General features: G+C 63.2%; 16 protein-coding genes. 2 read left to right on the top strand and 14 right to left on the bottom strand.

Annotated features, from left to right (window positions below; translation table 11 throughout):
• The first annotated feature begins 49 nt into the window (after positions 1 to 49).
• Entirely contained in the window at positions 50 to 946 is an 897-nt protein-coding gene (locus tag DK391_RS07490) for a LysR family transcriptional regulator (protein WP_109477366.1), read from the top strand.
• 32 nt (positions 947 to 978) lie between these two features.
• Here DK391_RS07490 and DK391_RS07485 read toward each other — a convergent pair whose 3' ends face one another.
• From DK391_RS07485 to DK391_RS07440, 10 genes are all read right to left on the bottom strand, one after another.
• Entirely contained in the window at positions 979 to 2664 is a 1686-nt protein-coding gene (locus DK391_RS07485) for a cation acetate symporter (protein WP_109477365.1), read from the bottom strand.
• A gap of 3 nt (positions 2665 to 2667) precedes the next feature.
• A complete protein-coding gene (locus DK391_RS07480; RefSeq protein WP_109477364.1) occupies positions 2668 to 2985 on the bottom strand; it encodes a DUF485 domain-containing protein in 318 nt (105 codons plus the stop codon).
• Positions 2986 to 3121: 136 nt separating this feature from the next.
• On the bottom strand, positions 3122 to 4108 hold the full coding sequence (locus DK391_RS07475; protein WP_109477489.1) for a nitronate monooxygenase: 987 nt from the start codon (positions 4106 to 4108) through the stop codon (positions 3122 to 3124).
• 36 nt (positions 4109 to 4144) lie between these two features.
• Positions 4145 to 5353 (bottom strand): CoA transferase, encoded by a 1209-nt coding sequence (locus DK391_RS07470; protein WP_109477488.1) that lies wholly within the window; start codon positions 5351 to 5353, stop codon positions 4145 to 4147.
• 40 nt (positions 5354 to 5393) lie between these two features.
• Positions 5394 to 6206 (bottom strand): enoyl-CoA hydratase, encoded by an 813-nt coding sequence (locus DK391_RS07465; RefSeq protein WP_109477363.1) that lies wholly within the window; start codon positions 6204 to 6206, stop codon positions 5394 to 5396.
• A gap of 5 nt (positions 6207 to 6211) precedes the next feature.
• Complete coding sequence (locus DK391_RS07460) at positions 6212 to 7342, bottom strand: acyl-CoA dehydrogenase (RefSeq protein WP_109477362.1); 1131 nt, start codon at positions 7340 to 7342, stop codon at positions 6212 to 6214.
• A 10-nt stretch (positions 7343 to 7352) separates the two neighbouring features.
• A complete protein-coding gene (locus DK391_RS07455; protein WP_109477361.1) occupies positions 7353 to 8561 on the bottom strand; it encodes an acyl-CoA dehydrogenase family protein in 1209 nt (402 codons plus the stop codon).
• A 13-nt stretch (positions 8562 to 8574) separates the two neighbouring features.
• The gene (locus DK391_RS07450) at positions 8575 to 9756 is read right to left on the bottom strand and encodes an acetyl-CoA C-acyltransferase (protein ID WP_109477360.1); all 1182 of its coding nucleotides are present in this window, start codon (positions 9754 to 9756) and stop codon (positions 8575 to 8577) included.
• 37 nt (positions 9757 to 9793) lie between these two features.
• Complete coding sequence (locus tag DK391_RS07445; protein WP_109477359.1) at positions 9794 to 11914, bottom strand: 3-hydroxyacyl-CoA dehydrogenase NAD-binding domain-containing protein; 2121 nt, start codon at positions 11912 to 11914, stop codon at positions 9794 to 9796.
• 159 nt (positions 11915 to 12073) lie between these two features.
• Positions 12074 to 13066: a LysR family transcriptional regulator gene (locus DK391_RS07440; protein ID WP_239482743.1), complete on the bottom strand. Its 993-nt coding sequence runs from the start codon at positions 13064 to 13066 to the stop codon at positions 12074 to 12076.
• Between the two features lie 120 nt (positions 13067 to 13186).
• On the opposite strand from DK391_RS07440, the gene DK391_RS07435 reads away from it, so the two are divergent.
• Entirely contained in the window at positions 13187 to 13456 is a 270-nt protein-coding gene (locus tag DK391_RS07435; RefSeq protein WP_239482742.1) for a hypothetical protein, read from the top strand.
• A gap of 74 nt (positions 13457 to 13530) precedes the next feature.
• On the opposite strand, the gene DK391_RS07430 is transcribed toward DK391_RS07435, so the two are convergent.
• The 4 genes from DK391_RS07430 to DK391_RS07415 form a co-directional block, all read right to left on the bottom strand.
• Entirely contained in the window at positions 13531 to 13944 is a 414-nt protein-coding gene (locus DK391_RS07430; RefSeq protein WP_109477356.1) for a DUF3331 domain-containing protein, read from the bottom strand.
• 126 nt (positions 13945 to 14070) lie between these two features.
• Positions 14071 to 15396 carry an epoxide hydrolase gene (locus DK391_RS07425; RefSeq protein WP_109477355.1) on the bottom strand — a complete coding sequence of 442 codons (1326 nt, stop codon included), beginning with the start codon at positions 15394 to 15396 and terminating at the stop codon, positions 14071 to 14073.
• A 322-nt stretch (positions 15397 to 15718) separates the two neighbouring features.
• On the bottom strand, positions 15719 to 16408 hold the full coding sequence (locus DK391_RS07420; protein ID WP_109477487.1) for a response regulator: 690 nt from the start codon (positions 16406 to 16408) through the stop codon (positions 15719 to 15721).
• Complete coding sequence (locus DK391_RS07415; RefSeq protein ID WP_109477486.1) at positions 16395 to 16796, bottom strand: response regulator; 402 nt, start codon at positions 16794 to 16796, stop codon at positions 16395 to 16397. The genes DK391_RS07420 and DK391_RS07415 overlap by 14 nt, the downstream gene beginning before the upstream one ends.
• Positions 16797 to 16799 lie beyond the last annotated feature (3 nt).

The raw sequence follows: 16799 nt of genomic DNA, 5'->3' as shown, positions 1-16799 counted from the left end.
GGCTAGAGTGGGATTTCGCCAACGGTCACGGCATACAGACAGACAACAGATGAGAATCGAAGATCTACGCGTGTTCTCGGTGCTCGCGCAAACGCGCAATCTGCACCGGGTTGCGCAGAAAACGGGACTCACACAGTCTGCCGTGTCGAAGATCCTGCAGCGGCTCGAAGCCGAGTTCGATACACGGCTCGTCGACCGTCAGGGCCGTGGCGTCGAACTGACCGCTGCCGGACGCGTGCTGGTCGAGCGCGCAGCCGAGGTCGGCGCATCGGTTGCGCAAACCTACGCGGAAATGGCGGCGGCAAAGTCGGCATCGGCGGGCAGGATCCGCATTGGCGTGGTGCCCGCCTTGCTGGAATCCGCGCTGCTGCCCGTACTCGCCCGCTACACGGCACGCGAAAGCGCGGTGTCGTTCCAGCTTTCCGTGCAGGTATCGGCGCTGCTGTTCGACGAACTGAAAGACGGCCAGCTCGATCTCGCGCTTTGCTTCATGCCCGACATGATCGCGGACGAAGAGCTGCAGTCCGACGAAATCGGCAGCCAGCGCTACCGGATCGTCGCGCGGCAGGGTCACCCGCTCGCACACCTGCCTGCCGATCCCCGCATGCTGCACGCAGCAAAGTGGCTGCTGCCGATGCCGGGCCACGGCCTGCGCCAGATCGTCGATCGCTATTTCGACGATCACGGTCTGGCGCCACCTCAAGCCGTGATCGAAACCGATGCAGCGATCTCGCTGCTGACCTCCTTGCTGCGCAACAGCGATCTGATCACGATGCTCACGGAACAGATGCTGCAAACCTGGGCCGGTCGCGACCTCGCCGCACTGCCCTATGAAACAGCGCAGTTCGAAAGCAGGATCCGGCTTGTCTATAAAAGGAAGACGTATCTGTCGCCGGCAGTGCAGCAGTTCCGGTCAACGCTGCACGAAGCGTTGACCGGACTCTGACCGCTATTCGATTACAACGCGACGCGCCTGGCTCAATGCTCGACAGCCTTCGCCGCCAGCAACCCCGTTTGCCCATAAAACTCCTGCAATTCGAACGCTTCGCGCTCCCGCTTTGCGCGCGCGTTCTGATCGAGCGTCGAGAAAAGCCAGATGCCGGCAAACGCAAGCGGCACCGACACTAGCGCGGGATTGTCGAGAAAAACCAGCGCGTGAGCGTGATGCAGCAGATCGACCCACATCGATTTCGACAGCAGCGTGAGCAGCACGGAAGAAATCAGGCCCAGACTGCCGCCCAGCACCGCGCCGCGCGTCGTCATGCCGCGCCAGAAAATCGACGACACCAGCACCGGGAAGTTGGCACTGGCCGCGACGGCCGCTACCAGTCCCACGAGAAACGCCACGTTGACATGCTCGAACAGAATGCCGAGCGCAATCGCAATCACGCTCAGCGTCAAGGTCGCGATGCGCGAGATGCGCATCTCGTGCGCTTCGTTGGGTTTGCCGCGCGCAAGCCAGCAGGCGTACAAATCATGCGACACGGCGGTCGCGCCCGAGAGCGTCAGTCCCGCCACGACGGCGAGTATCGTCGCGAAGGTCACCGCGGCGATAAAGCCATAGAACAGGTTGCCACCCACGGCTTGCGCCAGCTTGACGGCCACCATGTTCGAGCCGCCCAGCAGATCGCGCGTCAGATTGAAATGGCCGTCGGCGGCTGTCTTGAAGAACTCGGGATGCTGGGCAAGCAGCGCAATCGCCGAGAAGCCGATCACGAAGGTCAGCAGATAGAAATAGCCGATAAAACCCGTGGCGACGAACACGGACTTGCGCGCCTCCTTCGCGCTCGGCACCGTGAAGAAGCGCATCAGGATGTGCGGGAAGCCCGCCGTGCCGAACATCAGCGCGATACCGAGCGACAACGCGTTGAGCGGGTCTTTCAGCAGCTTGCCCGGCGCCATGATGCTGAGCGTGTCGGGATGCACTTCGACCGCGCGCCGGAACATTTCGTCGGGGCTGAAGCCGAATTGCGCCAGCGCGGTCACGGCCATGAAGGTGGCGCCGCACAGCAGCAGCACGGCCTTGATGATCTGCACCCACGTAGTCGCCGTCATGCCGCCGAAGAATACGTAAATCACCATCAACGCACCGACGATCACTTCCGCCACCCAGTATTGCAAGCCGAACAGCAACTGGATCAGCTTGCCCGCGCCAACCATCTGCACGACCAGATAGAAGATCACCACCACGAGCGAGGTGCTCGCCGTGAGCAACCGGATCGGCGCCTGCTCGAAACGGTAAGCAACTACATCGACAAAGGTAAACTTGCCGAGGTTGCGCAAGGGTTCGGCGAGCAGAAACATCACGAACGGCCAGCCAACCAGAAAGCCGATCGAATAGATCAGCCCGTCGAACCCGAACAGATACACCATGCCGGATAGCCCCAGAAACGACGCCGCCGACATGTAATCGCCCGCAATCGCCAGGCCGTTCTGGAAGCCGGAGATGCCGCCGCCCGCGCTATAGAAATCTTTCGTCGTGCGCGTCCTGCGCGAGGCCCAACGCGTAATGCCGAGCGTAACGAGCACGAACAGCAGGAACATGCCGATGGCAACCGGGTTCAGTTCGACATGATCGGGCACGGCACCTTCGACGCCCGACGCGCGAGCAAGCGTAGCGATGCAGCCCAGACTCGCGCCTGCGAGGAAACGGATCAGCTTCATCGCTCAGTCTCCCTTGCGTGCGTTGGCGAGGAGCGCGTGCATCGACGGGTCGAGCGTGCGGTTCGCGTGCATCACGTACCAGCCCGTCATCCCGATTGCGATCAGCACGATCGCCACGCCCACGACGATGCCGACCGTCGTCGTCGCGCCTGCATAGAGAGGATGCGCAAGCAGATTCGGCGCGAGCGCGACGAACGAAATGAAGCCATAGTAGGTGAGTATCATCAGCGCCGTCAGCGTGAAGCTGACGCGGCGGCGTGACGCGACGAGCCGCCGGTACGCGGGGCTTGCCTTGATCGAATCGATGGTGTCGTGCTGCATGGCTGTCTCCTGCCTTTGTCTGCGGTTGTCGTCGTTGACGGATGGAATGAGCTTCGTTGGCTCGATGCTGTTTTTATGTGAGCTCGCTGCGGCAGCGTCTGTACTTCGGCGAGTTCATCGGCTCAACGCACGTGTGCTAGTTGATGGCCAGCCGTCCCAGGGCGAGGCGCATATCGGTTTCGAAACGCCGCACGATATCGGCGAGCGGTTCGATGCGATCGACGAAGGCCAGCGATTGCCCTGCCGCCAGCAGCCCTTTCTTCCAGTCGCCCGTGACGTACGCGTTGCGTCCGATCTTGCCGGAGACCATCGGCATCAGATCCTGAATGGTCAGATCGGGGTTTTGCACTTCGAAGGCTTTCACGGCCTCTGTCGTGTCGTTGCGCAGCGTGCGCACGGTATTGCGCACGGACTGCATGCTCAGTTCCGTATCGGTGGGCCCCGCTTCCACGAGGCGTTGCTTGTAATCGTCATGCGCCCAGATTTCCTCGGCGACGGCAAAGCGCGTGCCGACCACCACGCCCGACGCCCCCATCGCCAGCGCCGCGGCGAGTTGCGAGCCGCGGCCAATGCCGCCGCCGATCAGATACGGAATGTCCAGCTGGCTTTCCGCCCACGCCGCGTTGACAAACGACCCCACCATGTCGAGCCCCGGATGGCCGCCGCATTCCGCGCCGACAATCGACACGACATCCACGCCGAGCGCCGCCGCCTTCACGGCGAAGCGCACGGCAGGCACCTTGTGCAGCACCTTGATGCCGGCTGCCTTGAGCATCGGCAGGAAAGCTTCGGGACTGCGCCCGGAGGTCTCGACGAATTTCACGCCTTCATCGACGATCAGTTCGAACACTTCAAGCGTCTTCTCGCCCGGCACGAGCTTGGGCAGCATCGACACATTGACGCCGAACGGGCCGCCCTCGCACAGGTCGCGGCAGCGGCGGATTTCCTCGCGCAGCGCCTGCGGTTCGGGAAAACTCGCTGCCGTGATGAAACCGATGATCCCCGCGCGAGACGCAGCGGCGACGTAGTTCGCATCGGCGAGCCACATCAAGCCGCCCGCGACAATGGGCAGCCGCGTGCCGAACAGGTCATTCACGGCATTTCGAAACACGATCTGACTCATGAAACGGTCCACCAGATAGTCAGGCGCAAGGCAACGTCAAACGACGCCTTCCGCCTTCAGTTGCGCAAGTTGCTCGCGGGACACGCCGAGCAGCGACTGAAGCACATCGTGGGTGCCTTCGCCGAGTTGGGGCGGGGCACTTCTCACGGGCAGACGCTCACCGTCGAAACGGTACGGCGGCGCAAGCACGTGTGTGCTACCTGCTTCGGGATGCATGAAGGTCGTCACGAGTCCGCCTTCCTTCGCGCGCTTCGAAGTCAACGCCTCGTGCAGCCCGAACACTTCCCCGCACGGTATCCCTGCCTGCCGCAGACGCTGGAGCAGATCCTCGCGCGTTCGCAGGCCGATCTCGCGCGTGAGTTCCGGCACCAGTGCTGCGCGGTTGGCCGCTCGCACGACATTGGTACAGAACCGTTCTCCTTCAACCAGATCCGGGCGCTCGATGACTTTGCGGCAGAAGCGTTCGTACTGTCCGTTGTTGCCGACCGCGATCACGACAGGACCGTCGGCAGCGTCGAACACACCGTACGGCACGATCGACGGATGCGCATTGCCGTAGCGCGGCGGGTCGTTGCCTATCAGCATCGATTCCAGCCCGCAGTAGGAGGTGATCATCACCCCGCAATCGAACAGCGACATTTCGATGTGGCGGCCTTTGTCCGTCTTCTGGCGTTCGAACAGCGCCGCCAGAATGGCCTGGGCCGAGTACATCCCGGTGAACAGATCGACGGCGGCGATGCCGAACTTCAAAGGCGGCTGGCTGGCCTCGCCGTTGAGCGCCATCAGTCCCGCTTCGCCCTGCACGACGATGTCGTAGCCGGGCCGCGCGGCTTCGGGCCCGTGCCGGTCGTAGCCGGAGATCGAGCAGTAGATCAGCCGCTCGTTTTGCTCTTTCAATTGTTCGTAGCCGAGGCCGAGTTTTTCCGCGCCACCGAACTTGAAGTTCTGGATCACGACATCGCATTGCTGCGCGAGCTCACGCGCGATCCGCTGCCCTTCTTCCGTTTGCAGATCGAGACACACCGAGCGCTTGTTGCGGTTGACGCTGTTGAAGTACGCCGTTTCCGTGCTGCCGATGCGCACGCCAAAGTCGCGCGTGTCGTCGCCTCGCTTCGGGTGCTCGACCTTGATGATCTCCGCGCCCAGGTCGCCGAGCACCATCCCGCACCAGGGGCCGGCGAGCACGCGCGACAGATCGAGAACGCGAACGCCGGCGAGCGGCAAGGAGGAATTCAGATTCGACATGACCATTCCGCTATGACGAGAGTGATGACAGGGCGTGCGTTCATTGCATCTGCGCATCCGGCGCGCGACGCAAGGCGGCAAAATCCGCCGCGCGCTTGTCGAAGAAGGCGGCGATGCCTTCGGCGGCTTCGTCGTCGCCAAGCGACTCCGCCATGAAGTCGGCTTCGAGATCGAGTTGTGCCTCGAGCGAGTTGTCGCCTGCCTGACGGCACAGACGCTTGATCCGGCTGATCGCCCGTTCCGGGCCGGCCGCGAGCGATTGCGCGATCGCGAGTGCCTCGCTGAGCGCGCTGCCCTGCTCCGTCAGCCGGTTGGCAACGCCGAGCGCGTGCATCCGTTCGCCCGTTACGGGCCGGCCTGTCAGGCACAACTCGGTCATCAGCTGACGGGACACGACGCCGGAGAGAAACGCCGTCGCGCCGCCATCGGGCGACAGACCGACCTTGACGTACGCCACCGAGAACGACGCATTGCGCGCGGCGACCAGCAGATCGCAGGCAAGCGCAATCGATAGACCCGCGCCCGCTGCCGCTCCTTCGACGGCGGCGATCACCGGCTTGCTGCAATCGCGGATCGAGCGAATCATGTCGTGCAGGCTTTCGATACCCGCGCGCCGTTCGGATGGCGGCATCGCACGGCGTTGTGCGAGGCGGTTCAGATCGCCGCCCGCGCAGAACGCGTTGCCAACGCCCGTCAGCACGATCGCGCCCGTTCCGGCATCGCGCTGTGCCTGCTGGAGCGCGACGGGCAGCGCTTTGTACACTTCAGCCGTGAGCGCGTTGCGTGCCGCCGGGTTGTTGAAAGACAGCACCTGCACGGCGCCTTCGCGGCGCACAAGGATCGGTTCGTTCATCGCGTTCAGCTCCGGCCAAGGTTGATATAGCGTTCGAGGTGATGATCTTCGTCGCCCAGCTGGTGGTCGATCATCACGAGGCGCTTCGCATAGTGCGCAAGCGGCAGTTCCCACGTCATGCCGATGCCGCCGTGCATCTGGATGCTCTCTTCGGCAACCCGCGCGCCGATGCGGCCAATCGTGTATTTCGCCGCCGATAGCGCGCGTTCCCGCTCGACGCGCCCCGCGCCGAATGCGGCAGCGGCATTGATGACGGCAGAACGCGCCTGTTCGATTTCGAGCAGCAGATCGGCCATCCGATGCTGCAGCGCCTGGAAGCTGCCGATCGCGACACCGAACTGCTTGCGGGTGCGCAGATACTCCAGCGTGTGTTCCTTTGCGACGTCCATCGCGCCCAGCGCCTCCGCGCACAACGCCAGCACGCCGGCACCGATGCTGTATTCGAGGGTCGCGAAGCCCGCATCGCGTTCGCCGAGCAAGGCGGTATCGGGCAGGCACACTTCGTTGAGAACGAGTTCGGCCGCGCGGCCGCCGTCGCTCTTCCCGTAACCGCGCAGCATCACGCCTGCCGTCTCGCGCGGCACGACGAACAGCGAGATGCCCGCTTCCGCGTCGGCGGCGCCGCTCGTGCGTGCCGAGACGAGAAAGAAGTCCGCTTCGGCACCTTGCTGCACGACCGACTTCACGCCCGTCAGCACCCAGCCGCTCGAACTGCGTGATGCCCGCGCCGTGACCTTGCTCAGTTCATAGTGCGAGCCGGGTTCGTCGTGCGCGAGCGCTGCCACCGCATGGCCTTCGATCAGGCTCGGGATCAACGCGCGCTGGACGCCGCTACCCACATGCGCCAGCGCACGTCCCACGACCAGCGCGCCCAAGAACGGCTCGACCACGAGTCCGCGCCCAAGACATTCGAATACGACGGCAATATCGAAACCCTCGCCGCCAAGGCCGCCATCGGCCTCGTTGAAAAGCGCACCGACTACACCCAGTTCGGCAAAGCGCACCCACAGTTCACGGCTGAAACCGGAGTCGCTGCGCGCGAGCGCATCGCGCGTCGCGAAGGCATATTGCTCCGTCACGAAGCGGTTCAGCGTGTCCGCCAGCATGCGGCGGTCTTCGGTATGCTGGAAATTCATCGCGATCCTCTCAAAGGCCCAGGATCATCTTCGAGATGATGTTTTTCTGGATTTCGTTGGAGCCGCCGAAGATCGACAGCTTGCGGTTGTTGAAGTACTGCGCGGCGGCACTGGCGGCTTCCTCGGGACCGACGCGGGCGTCGTCGTGATGCTCGTGCAGCGCGCCTTCGATGAACGGTTGCGCATGCGGACCCATCGCGCGACGCAGCAGCGACGACAGCTCCTGGCGGATCTCCGTGCCGCGAATCTTCAGCATCGAGCTTTCCGCGCCCGGCATGCCGCCACCCGCAACAGCGGCGATCACGCGCAGGTTGGTCGTCTTCATGTTCTCGAGATCGATCTCGACGCGCGCGAGACGCGCTGCGAACAGGGGATCGTCGGCCAGCGGACGGCCGGTGCGCGTGACCTTCTGTGCCGCACGGCGCAAGCGCGCCAGTGCCGCCATAGAGAAACCGACGCCTGCGATATTGGTGCGCTCGTAGGTCAGCAGATACTTTGCGTAAGTCCAGCCCTTGTTCTCTTCGCCGACCAGATTGGCAGCAGGCACGCGCACATCGGTGAAGAACACTTCGTTGATCTCGTGTTCGCCTTCGAGCGTGATGATGGGACGCACCTCCACGCCGGGCGCATTCATGTCCACCAGCAGGAAGCTGATGCCCTCCTGCTTGCGCACGTCGGTGGCTGTACGCACGAGACAGAAGATCATGTTGGCGTGCTGGCCGAGAGTGGTCCACGTCTTCTGCCCATTGACGATGTAGTGCTCGCCTTCATCGTCGATCCCGCGCACGGCGCTCGTCTTGACAGACGCGAGATCGGAACCCGAGCCTGGCTCGGAATAGCCCTGACACCACCAGTCGGCGCCATCCAGAATGCGCGGCAGCCAATGAGCCTTCTGCGCTTCGCTGCCGTATTTGATCAGCACGGGGCCGAGCATGTTCACGCCGAACGGCACGATGCGCGGTGCGCCCGCCAGCGCGCACTCGTTCTCGAAGATGAACTTCTGCACGGCGTTCCAGCCTGGACCGCCATATTGCTGCGGCCAGTGATTCGCGAGCCAGCCCTGTTCGTTGAGAATCGCGTGCCATTCGGTCATGTCGCCGCGCGTGAGATGCAGACCGTTGCGGACCTTGCTCGACAGCCGCGCAGGCAGTTTTTCGTCGAGGAAACGCACGACGCGTTCGCGGAAGGCTTCCTCTTCGGGAGTGAAGTTCAGATCCATGATGCTGTCTCTCTTAGTAGATTTCGAAGAGTCCGGCGGCGCCCATGCCGCCCGCGATGCACATCGTGACGACTGCGTACTTCACGCCACGGCGCCGTCCTTCGATCAGTACGTGGCCCGCGAGGCGCGCGCCCGTCATGCCATACGGGTGACCGAGTGAAATCGCGCCGCCATCGACGTTCAGGCGCTCGCCGGGAATGCCCAGGCGCTGCTGGCAGTACACCGCCTGCGAGGCGAAGGCTTCGTTGAGTTCCCACAGGCCGATGTCGTCGACCGTCAGGCCGTGGCGTGCGAGCAGCTTCGGCACGGCAAGCACAGGGCCGATGCCCATTTCATCCGGCTCGCAGCCCGCCACCGCGAGGCCCCGGAATGCGCCGAGCGGCGCGAGGTTCAGACGCTCGGCGGTTTTCGCTTCCATCATCACGCAGGCCGATGCGCCATCGGAGAACTGCGACGAGTTGCCTGCCGTGATGAATTTGTCCGCTCCCTTGACGGGCGCGAGCTTCGCGAGCGCTTCATGGGTGGTGCCGGGGCGATTGCAGGTATCGGCGGAAACCGTTACCTCGCGCTGGCTGACGGCACCCGTTTCCTTGTCGGTGACGGCCATCGTGGTCGTGACGGGCACGATCTCGTCGGCGTAGCGGCCTTCCGCCTGGGCTTCTGCCGTACGGCGCTGGCTTTCCACCGAGAACACGTCTTGCGCTTCGCGGCTGATGCCGTAGCGCTGCGCGACGATGTCAGCCGTATCGATCATCGTCATATAGAGCGACGGCTTGTGTTCGGTGATCCACGGGTCGAGCGCGGTCACGCCGTCTTCCCGCGTGCGGATCGACGAGATGCTTTCGACGCCGCCCGCGATCATCGCCGGTGCGCCATCGACCACGATGCGCCCGGCCGCCATCGCAATGGCTTGCAGGCCTGACGCGCAAAAGCGCGTGACCGTCGTACCCGCGATCGACAGCGGCAGGCGCGCGCGGACCACCGTCTGGCGCGCAATGTTGCGGCCCGTGTTGCCTTCCGGATAGCCACAGCCGAGGATCGCGTCCTCGATCAATTCCGGATCGATGCCCGCACGCGTGACGGCTGCGCGCACGGCGAACGACGCGAGCGTGGGGCCGGGCGTGATGTTGAATTCGCCGCGGTGCGCTTTGGTGAGCGGCGTGCGCGCGGTGGAGACGATGACGGCTTCTCGCATGGTCTGAGCCTGTAAAAAAGATGAAGAACTGGATGGATCAGGCGGCGTGATTGAGGCTGGCCAGTGTGGCGCCGCGCTCGACGAGATCGACGATCAGCGGCGACGGCTGCCAGAACACGGGATCTTCCTGCGCGAACTCGCGGATATCGGCGAGCACTGTCGCGAGGCCCACGCTGTCGGCGTATTGCATCGGGCCGCCGCGATGACGCGGAAATCCGTAGCCGTAAAGGAAGGTGACGTCCACGTCGAGCGGACGCAGCGCGATGCGCTGATGCACGACGTTGGCCCCTTCGTTGATCATGGCCGCCATGTAGCGCCGCATGATTTCCTCGTTGGAGAACGCGCGCGGTGTGACGCCGGCACGCTCGCGCTCGCTATCGATAATGGCTTCGACATCGGGATCCGGCGTACCTGTGCGCGCGCCATCGGTATAGCGGTAGTAGCCGCGCCCCGTCTTCTGGCCGAACCAGCCGCGCTCGCAGATGCGGTCGGCAATCTGCACGTAGCGCTGCTGCGGGTCGCGAGTCGCGGCGCGGCGCTTGCGCGTCGCCCAGCCAATGTCGCCGCCCGCAAGGTCCGCGACCTGGAACGGTCCCATCGGAAAACCGAACTCGCGCACCGCGCGGTCGATCTGATACGGCGACGCGCCGTCTTCCATCATGTGATCGGCGGCTGCGCGGTAGATCGCCAGCACGCGATTGCCGATGAAACCGTCGCACACGCCCGCGCGTACCGGTACCTTGCGCAGCTTCTTCGCCAGTTCGAACGCAGTGGCGACCACGTCGGCGCTGACTTGCGCCGGCACCACGACCTCGAGCAGCTTCATGATGTTGGCGGGCGAGAAGAAATGCAGGCCTACCACGTCGCCAGGACGCGAGATGCTGGCAGCCAGCGCGTCGATGTCGAGATACGAGGTGTTGGTCGCGAGCACCGCACCAGACTTGCAGACGCGATCGAGTTCGGCGAACACGGCTTGTTTGATCGACATGTCTTCGAAGACAGCTTCGATCACGAGGTCGGCAGTGGCGAGCGCATCGTAGGACGTGCTGCCGCTCCAGCGCGCCAGCACAGCGGCTTTCGCGTCGGCTGTCATGCGGCCTTTGGCGATCAACCCGTCGTAGACCTTTTCGATGTTGGCGCGGCCGCGTGCGAGCGAGCTGTCATCGCGTTCGATCATCGTCACGGGCAGGCCCGCATCGAGCAGCGCGACCGCGATGCCCGCGCCCATCGTGCCGCCGCCGATCACGCCGACGCTCGCAAGAACGCGCGGTTTCGCGTGACGCGTTTCGGGTGCTTTCAGCACCTCGCGTTCGGCAAAGAACGCGTGAATCAGACCGGCTCGCTGCGGGCTGTCGAGGCACTGCAGGAACAACTGACGCTCGTGATTCAGGCCGTCGTCGAAAGGCATTTCGAGCGCGGCCTGCACGGCATCGACGATTTTCAGCGGCGAAAACAGGCCGCGCGATTTCTTCGTGACGTCGACACGGGCGGCTTCGATGGCGGCCCGGCTGGCTGTGCGATCTGCCAGCCCGCTTGCGTCGCGTGTGCGGCGTGTCGGCGCCTTTGCATCGAGCAAGGCCTGCACATACGCGAGGCCCTCATGCAGCACGTCATCCGTCTCGCCGATCCGGTCGACAAGGCCAAGCGCGAGGGCTTCCTGCGCGCCAACGTGACGGCCGCTCAACATCAGATCGAGCGCGGCCTGCGCACCGACCAGACGCGGCGCACGCTGCGTGCCGCCTGCGCCCGGCAGCAGGCCAAGTGTCACTTCGGGCAATCCGAGTCTGGCGTTGGCGAGCGCGATCCGGTAGTGAGCCGCGAGTGCGATCTCGAGACCACCGCCGAGCGCCGCGCCATGGATCGCCGCGACGACCGGCTTGCGGCACGCTTCGATGCGGTTGCACACCACGGGCAGCGACGGTGGCAAGGGCGGCTTGCCAAACTCCTTGATATCCGCGCCGCCGATGAAGTTGCGGCCCGCGCCGATCAGCACAACGGCATCGACGGCGGCATCATGTTCGGCGGCTTCGATGACGTCGCTCAGCGCACAGCGCACGGCGACACCCAGCGCGTTGACGGGTGGATTGTCGACAGTCACGACAAGAATGCGATTGCGCAGCTCGCGCCTGACGGCGAGCGTCGGCGAAACGGAAGTCATATCCCGCGTCTCCATGTTTTCGTGTTGGTTGATTGTTAAATGCGCGGCGCACATTGACAATCCAACTGGCAGTTGACGAACTGTTAACTGAAAGTTGACACTGGAGGCGAGGCAATGCCGTGGACCAGACCTGTTTCTACCGCTAGTAAAACGCGCTGACTAGCTCCAGGTTTGTGAGAGCGAGAGGATTTCGGCGCGCAGATAATCGATCAGCGCCTGCGTCGCCGGGGACGGAAAACGGTTGGGCAGCGTCACGATATACAAGGTGTTCTGCAAGCCTGCCACGCGAAACTCCGGCAGCACGCGCAGCAGTTTGCAACTCGTCGGCGCGTGCGGCACATAGGCGGGCAACAGTCCGATGCCCATGCCCTGACACACTGCTTCCGTCAGGAACGGATAATCGGACGACTGCAGCGCAGGCTGCATCGTGATCACGTGAACGTCTGTTTCGTCTTCGCGATGCGTGAGCGTCATCGTGACCCGGCGGCCTGGATACGGCGACGCGACCAGCGTCTGCTTTTCGAGGTCGCCGGGGCAGTCGATGGGACCATGCTTCTCGATGTACTCCGCCGACGCCACCAGGTTCCAGTCGATCGAACAGATATTGCGCGCCACGTAATCGAGCGGCGGCGTCGCCGTGATGCGAATCGCGACGTCGACTTCGGAGGCGATCAGATCTTCGATCCGGTTATTGAAGGTGACGGGGAGCGTGATGCCCGGAAGCGCGCGTGCGCACTCCAGCAGCTTGCCGCCGAGAAACATGCGGCCAAAGCCCGTCGGCACGCTGATCCGAACGCGGCCGCTCAAGGTCTGCCCGAGACAGTCGATCGACGCGCGTGCCGTGCTCAGGTCTTCCAGCATGCGCTGGCCGCAGTCGTACAGCGTGTGCCCTGCCTGCGTCAGTTCGAAGCTGCGTGTCGAGCGGCGCAGCAGTTGCGCGCCCGTTTCGCGTTCGAGCAGCTTGAGCCGCTGACTGATGTTCGCACGCGTCATGCCGAGCTTGCGCGCCGCGGCGCTGAGACTGCGTGATTCGACAATCTCGACAAACAGGCCGATCAGGTTCAGGTCCATGATTTGATAGCGCGTGTAATTACCTGGCGAGCGGATGCGCTCGCTTTCCCATATCGGGCACAGCCCAATAGTGTAAGTCACTGCCTGGCGAGATAGGCATGCACGCGACGTTTCGCCGATTATTGGCTGTTATTGCAACGCCATTTGCTTCAAAAGGTATATTCAGTTGACGATTGTTATTCGTACGTTTAAGTTTTTACTTTGCAATTAGAAATCAAGAAAGTGGCTTCAGCTCATTACGAAGAAAGACGACCTGTTTCGGTCACCGTCGCCGATGTGACGCACACGGGTTCCTATCGGGTGATAGAAGGAACGGTCATCGTTTACGCCGGTGCGGAGATTCGTTCCGCGCAGTGCGGCATGGACCGGCCGGAAACCGTCGCGCGCTGGGTATTGCTCGACATGTGCCGCAAGACAGAAGCGAAGAAACGCAAGAGCGTCGGTGCGGGCAATCTATTACGCCCTGCCTGACGCGTAACTGCCTGCGTTTCAGTGAAACGGCCTTCCATGCACTCACGGTCGCCGCTTTGAAGGCAACGCGATGCTCAGGTGACGAGGCTCGCTTCTGCGGGGACGGCGGCCGCGAGCAGCATGTAGTCGCGATTCGCAGGCAGGTGCGATTCACCGGCACGCGGGCGGAACACGGCATCGCCGGGACGGATGCGCTCGCCCGTCAACACACAAAAAGATGCTCTACGTGCCACGCCTTTCCGCCACAGTTGTTCGCCGTAGTGCCCGGATTGCGGATCGCTCCAGCACACGGTCAGCGTGAGTGAGGTCGGCTGTTCGACAATAAAGATGCGGGCGGGCGTGGCAGCGCGCCCGCGTCGTCGAGGCGTTTCTTTTCTGGCGCGCCGGTCATCGATGGGTTCCAGGCGGCGTGCTTCACGTGTCGCTTCAGGCGTCAATAATGCAATCAATGCACGGCGGACAATATCATTCTCAATCTGACAAGTCATAGCGATCACCTTGATTCACGATTAATCGATCGTAAGTGGCATGCCCCACGAAACCTCATCGAACTGCGCCACGCAAACGGCACATAGAAGCCGGCACCCGCTGCGTAGCGCAATCCGCCACTCCGCCTAACGCAACGACTGGAAACTCGCTCTCACCTCTTGCGTAAACGCTTGCGGTTGCTCCCAGGCTGCGAAATGCCCGCCCTTCGGCAGCCGGTTGTAGTGAATCAGCTTCGGATACGCGCCCTCGGCCCAACTGCGCGGCGCCGCATACAGTTCGTCCGGAAACACGCTCACGGCAACGGGAATCGTGACGTGCTTGGGTGCAAAGAAATTGAGCCTGTTTTCCCAGTACAGACGGGCCGACGAGATCCCCGTGCCGGTCAGCCAGTAGAGCGTGACGTTGTCGAGCACGTCGTCGCGCGACAATCCTTCCGGCTGTCCGTCGAACACGCGCGAGATCAACGCGAGACTGGCTGCATCGTGATCGAGCATCCATGAGGCAAGCCCGATCGGCGAATCTTCGATCCCGTACAAAGTCTGCGGACGGCCCGCCATCTCCTGCGCATAGCCGAGTCCATGCTTGTAGAAGAAGTCGAGCTGGTCGAACGCGTGCTTCTCGTCGGGAGACAGACCGGCGGGCGCGGCGTCGCCAAACTTGAGCGCGCTGGCAATGTTGTCCGGCACGGTTGCCGGCATATTCGTGTGGATGCCGAGCAGTCCCGGCGGCGTGAGCAGCGCCATTTGCTCCGTAACCGCGTTGCCCCAATCGCCGCCTTGCGCAACATAGCGTTGATATCCGAGGCGCTGCATCAGCACCACCCAGGCGCGCGCGATACGCGCAGGGTCCCAGCCCGTCGAGGTCGGCTTGCCCGAGAAACCGTAGCCGGGAAGCGAGGGAATCACGACATCGAACGCATCGGCTGCCGTTCCGCCATGCGCGGTTGGGTTGGTCAGCGGATCGATGATCTTCATCTGCTCGATAATCGAGCCGGGCCAGCCATGCGTCACGATGATGGGCAACGCATTCTGATGCTTCGAGCGAACGTGGATGAAATGAATATCCAGCCCGTCGATCTCGGTGACGAATTGCGGCAAGGCATTCAGCCGCGCCTCGATCTTGCGCCAGTTGTAATCCGTCGACCAGTATTGCGCGAGCTTGCGCATGGTCGCGAGCGGCACACCTTGCGTGGCATCCGTGACCGTCTCACGCTCGGGCCATCGGGTCGCCTTGATACGTCGGCGCAGATCGACGAGTTGCGACTCCGGCACGTGAGCCCGCAGCGGACGGATTGCGGTTTTGTCGCCATCTGTTGCCTGTGCAACGTCGGCTATGGTCTGACTGGTCTCTGCAAATGCAATCCCGCTCAACGAGGCGGCCGCGATACTCGCCGCTGCCGCGCCGACAAAACGTCGACGCGTCAGGGGCTGAAGCGCGATATCGTCTGGCATACAAACTCCTGTTGTTGATATGGCCATCTCTGGCGCAGCGACACGATTGCGAACGCTGTCGCGCACAGGCCTTTACCTAGGCACTCGACCGTCGAGTCCTGTTCCGAAACAAAGTTACGCGAAAGGCCGCGCGCGCTCTATTGTTCAAAGGTATCGGCGACACCTTGGTATAGGTGAGCGCGGCGCGCAGTCGTGCGATGCCGGGTCGACGCGCGACCGGTCTGAGGACAACGAGTGAACGTGGCTGCGGCCCGCCCTGCTGAACGCAAGGGCAGGCAGTGAGAACGCGCCGGATTTTCAGCGTGGTGGGATCACTGGGCCGTTATGCGGCCTCTTCCAGCGCCGCATCGTGCGTGCGGCCCAACTGCAGTTTCTGCGCCGCATTGATCAGGTCCGCGAGCGTGATGGCATTCATCTTCTGCATGACCTGCCTGCGATGCGCCTTCACCGTGATTTCGCTGATGCCGAGTTCGAACCCCACCTGCTTGTTCAGCAAGCCCGACACGACCAGCGCCATGACCTCGCGTTCGCGGCGACTCAGTGACGCATAGCGGCCCTCGATCACGCTCATCCTCGCGGCTTCCCCCAGCGCCGCGCGGCTGCGCGCGATGGCCGCGCGAACGGCACGCAGCAGGATCTCGTCATCGAATGGTTTGGTGAGGAACTCGACCGCGCCCGCTTTCATGGCCTGCACTGTCATCGGCACATCGCCATAGCCGGTGATGAAGATGATCGGCATCTCCTTACGCTGGGACGCGATGTGGCGCTGCAACTCGAGTCCGCCGATATCCGGCAGACGGACGTCCAGCACGAGGCAATTCGGCACCACCGCGCGAGGCCGTTTGAGAAAGTCACGCGCGGAAGCATAGGTTTCGGCCCGCAGACCAGCGTAGTGAATCAGCGCCTGCAGCGATTCACGCACCGACACATCGTCGTCGACGATAAAGACGACGGGTTCGGCAAGCGTGGTCGATGCGGCTTCGGGTTCACGTTCGGTTTCACTGGCCAGTATCACGGCGACCTCCTGTTACGGCACCGCTGAGCGCGGCGCGAATCGTCTCCAGCAAGACGATGTCGCTGAATGGTTTGCACAGACATGCGACTGCGCCCTGTTCCAGCACCTGCGCATGCAGCACGTCGTCGGCATGCGCGCTGATGAAAACGACCGGCACGTCGTCGCCGCGCCGCAGCAGTTCCTGCTGCAAATCGCAGCCGGACATGCCCGGCATGTCGATGTCAGTGACGAGACACCGTGCGTCGTCGATATGACGGGCAGCCAGAAACGCTTCCGCCGATGCAAACGACCTGACCGCAAAGCCGAATTCACGCAGCAATTCGTGCAGCGACTCGCGCACGGATTCATCGTCATCGACCACGGCGACAAGCGGGACTTCCGTCATGTT

The organism is Paraburkholderia sp. C35, from assembly GCF_003121405.1.
Lineage (GTDB): Bacteria > Pseudomonadota > Gammaproteobacteria > Burkholderiales > Burkholderiaceae > Paraburkholderia.
The sequence above is the reverse complement of the archived record's forward strand: the minus strand, read 5'-3'. Positions and strand labels throughout refer to the sequence as shown.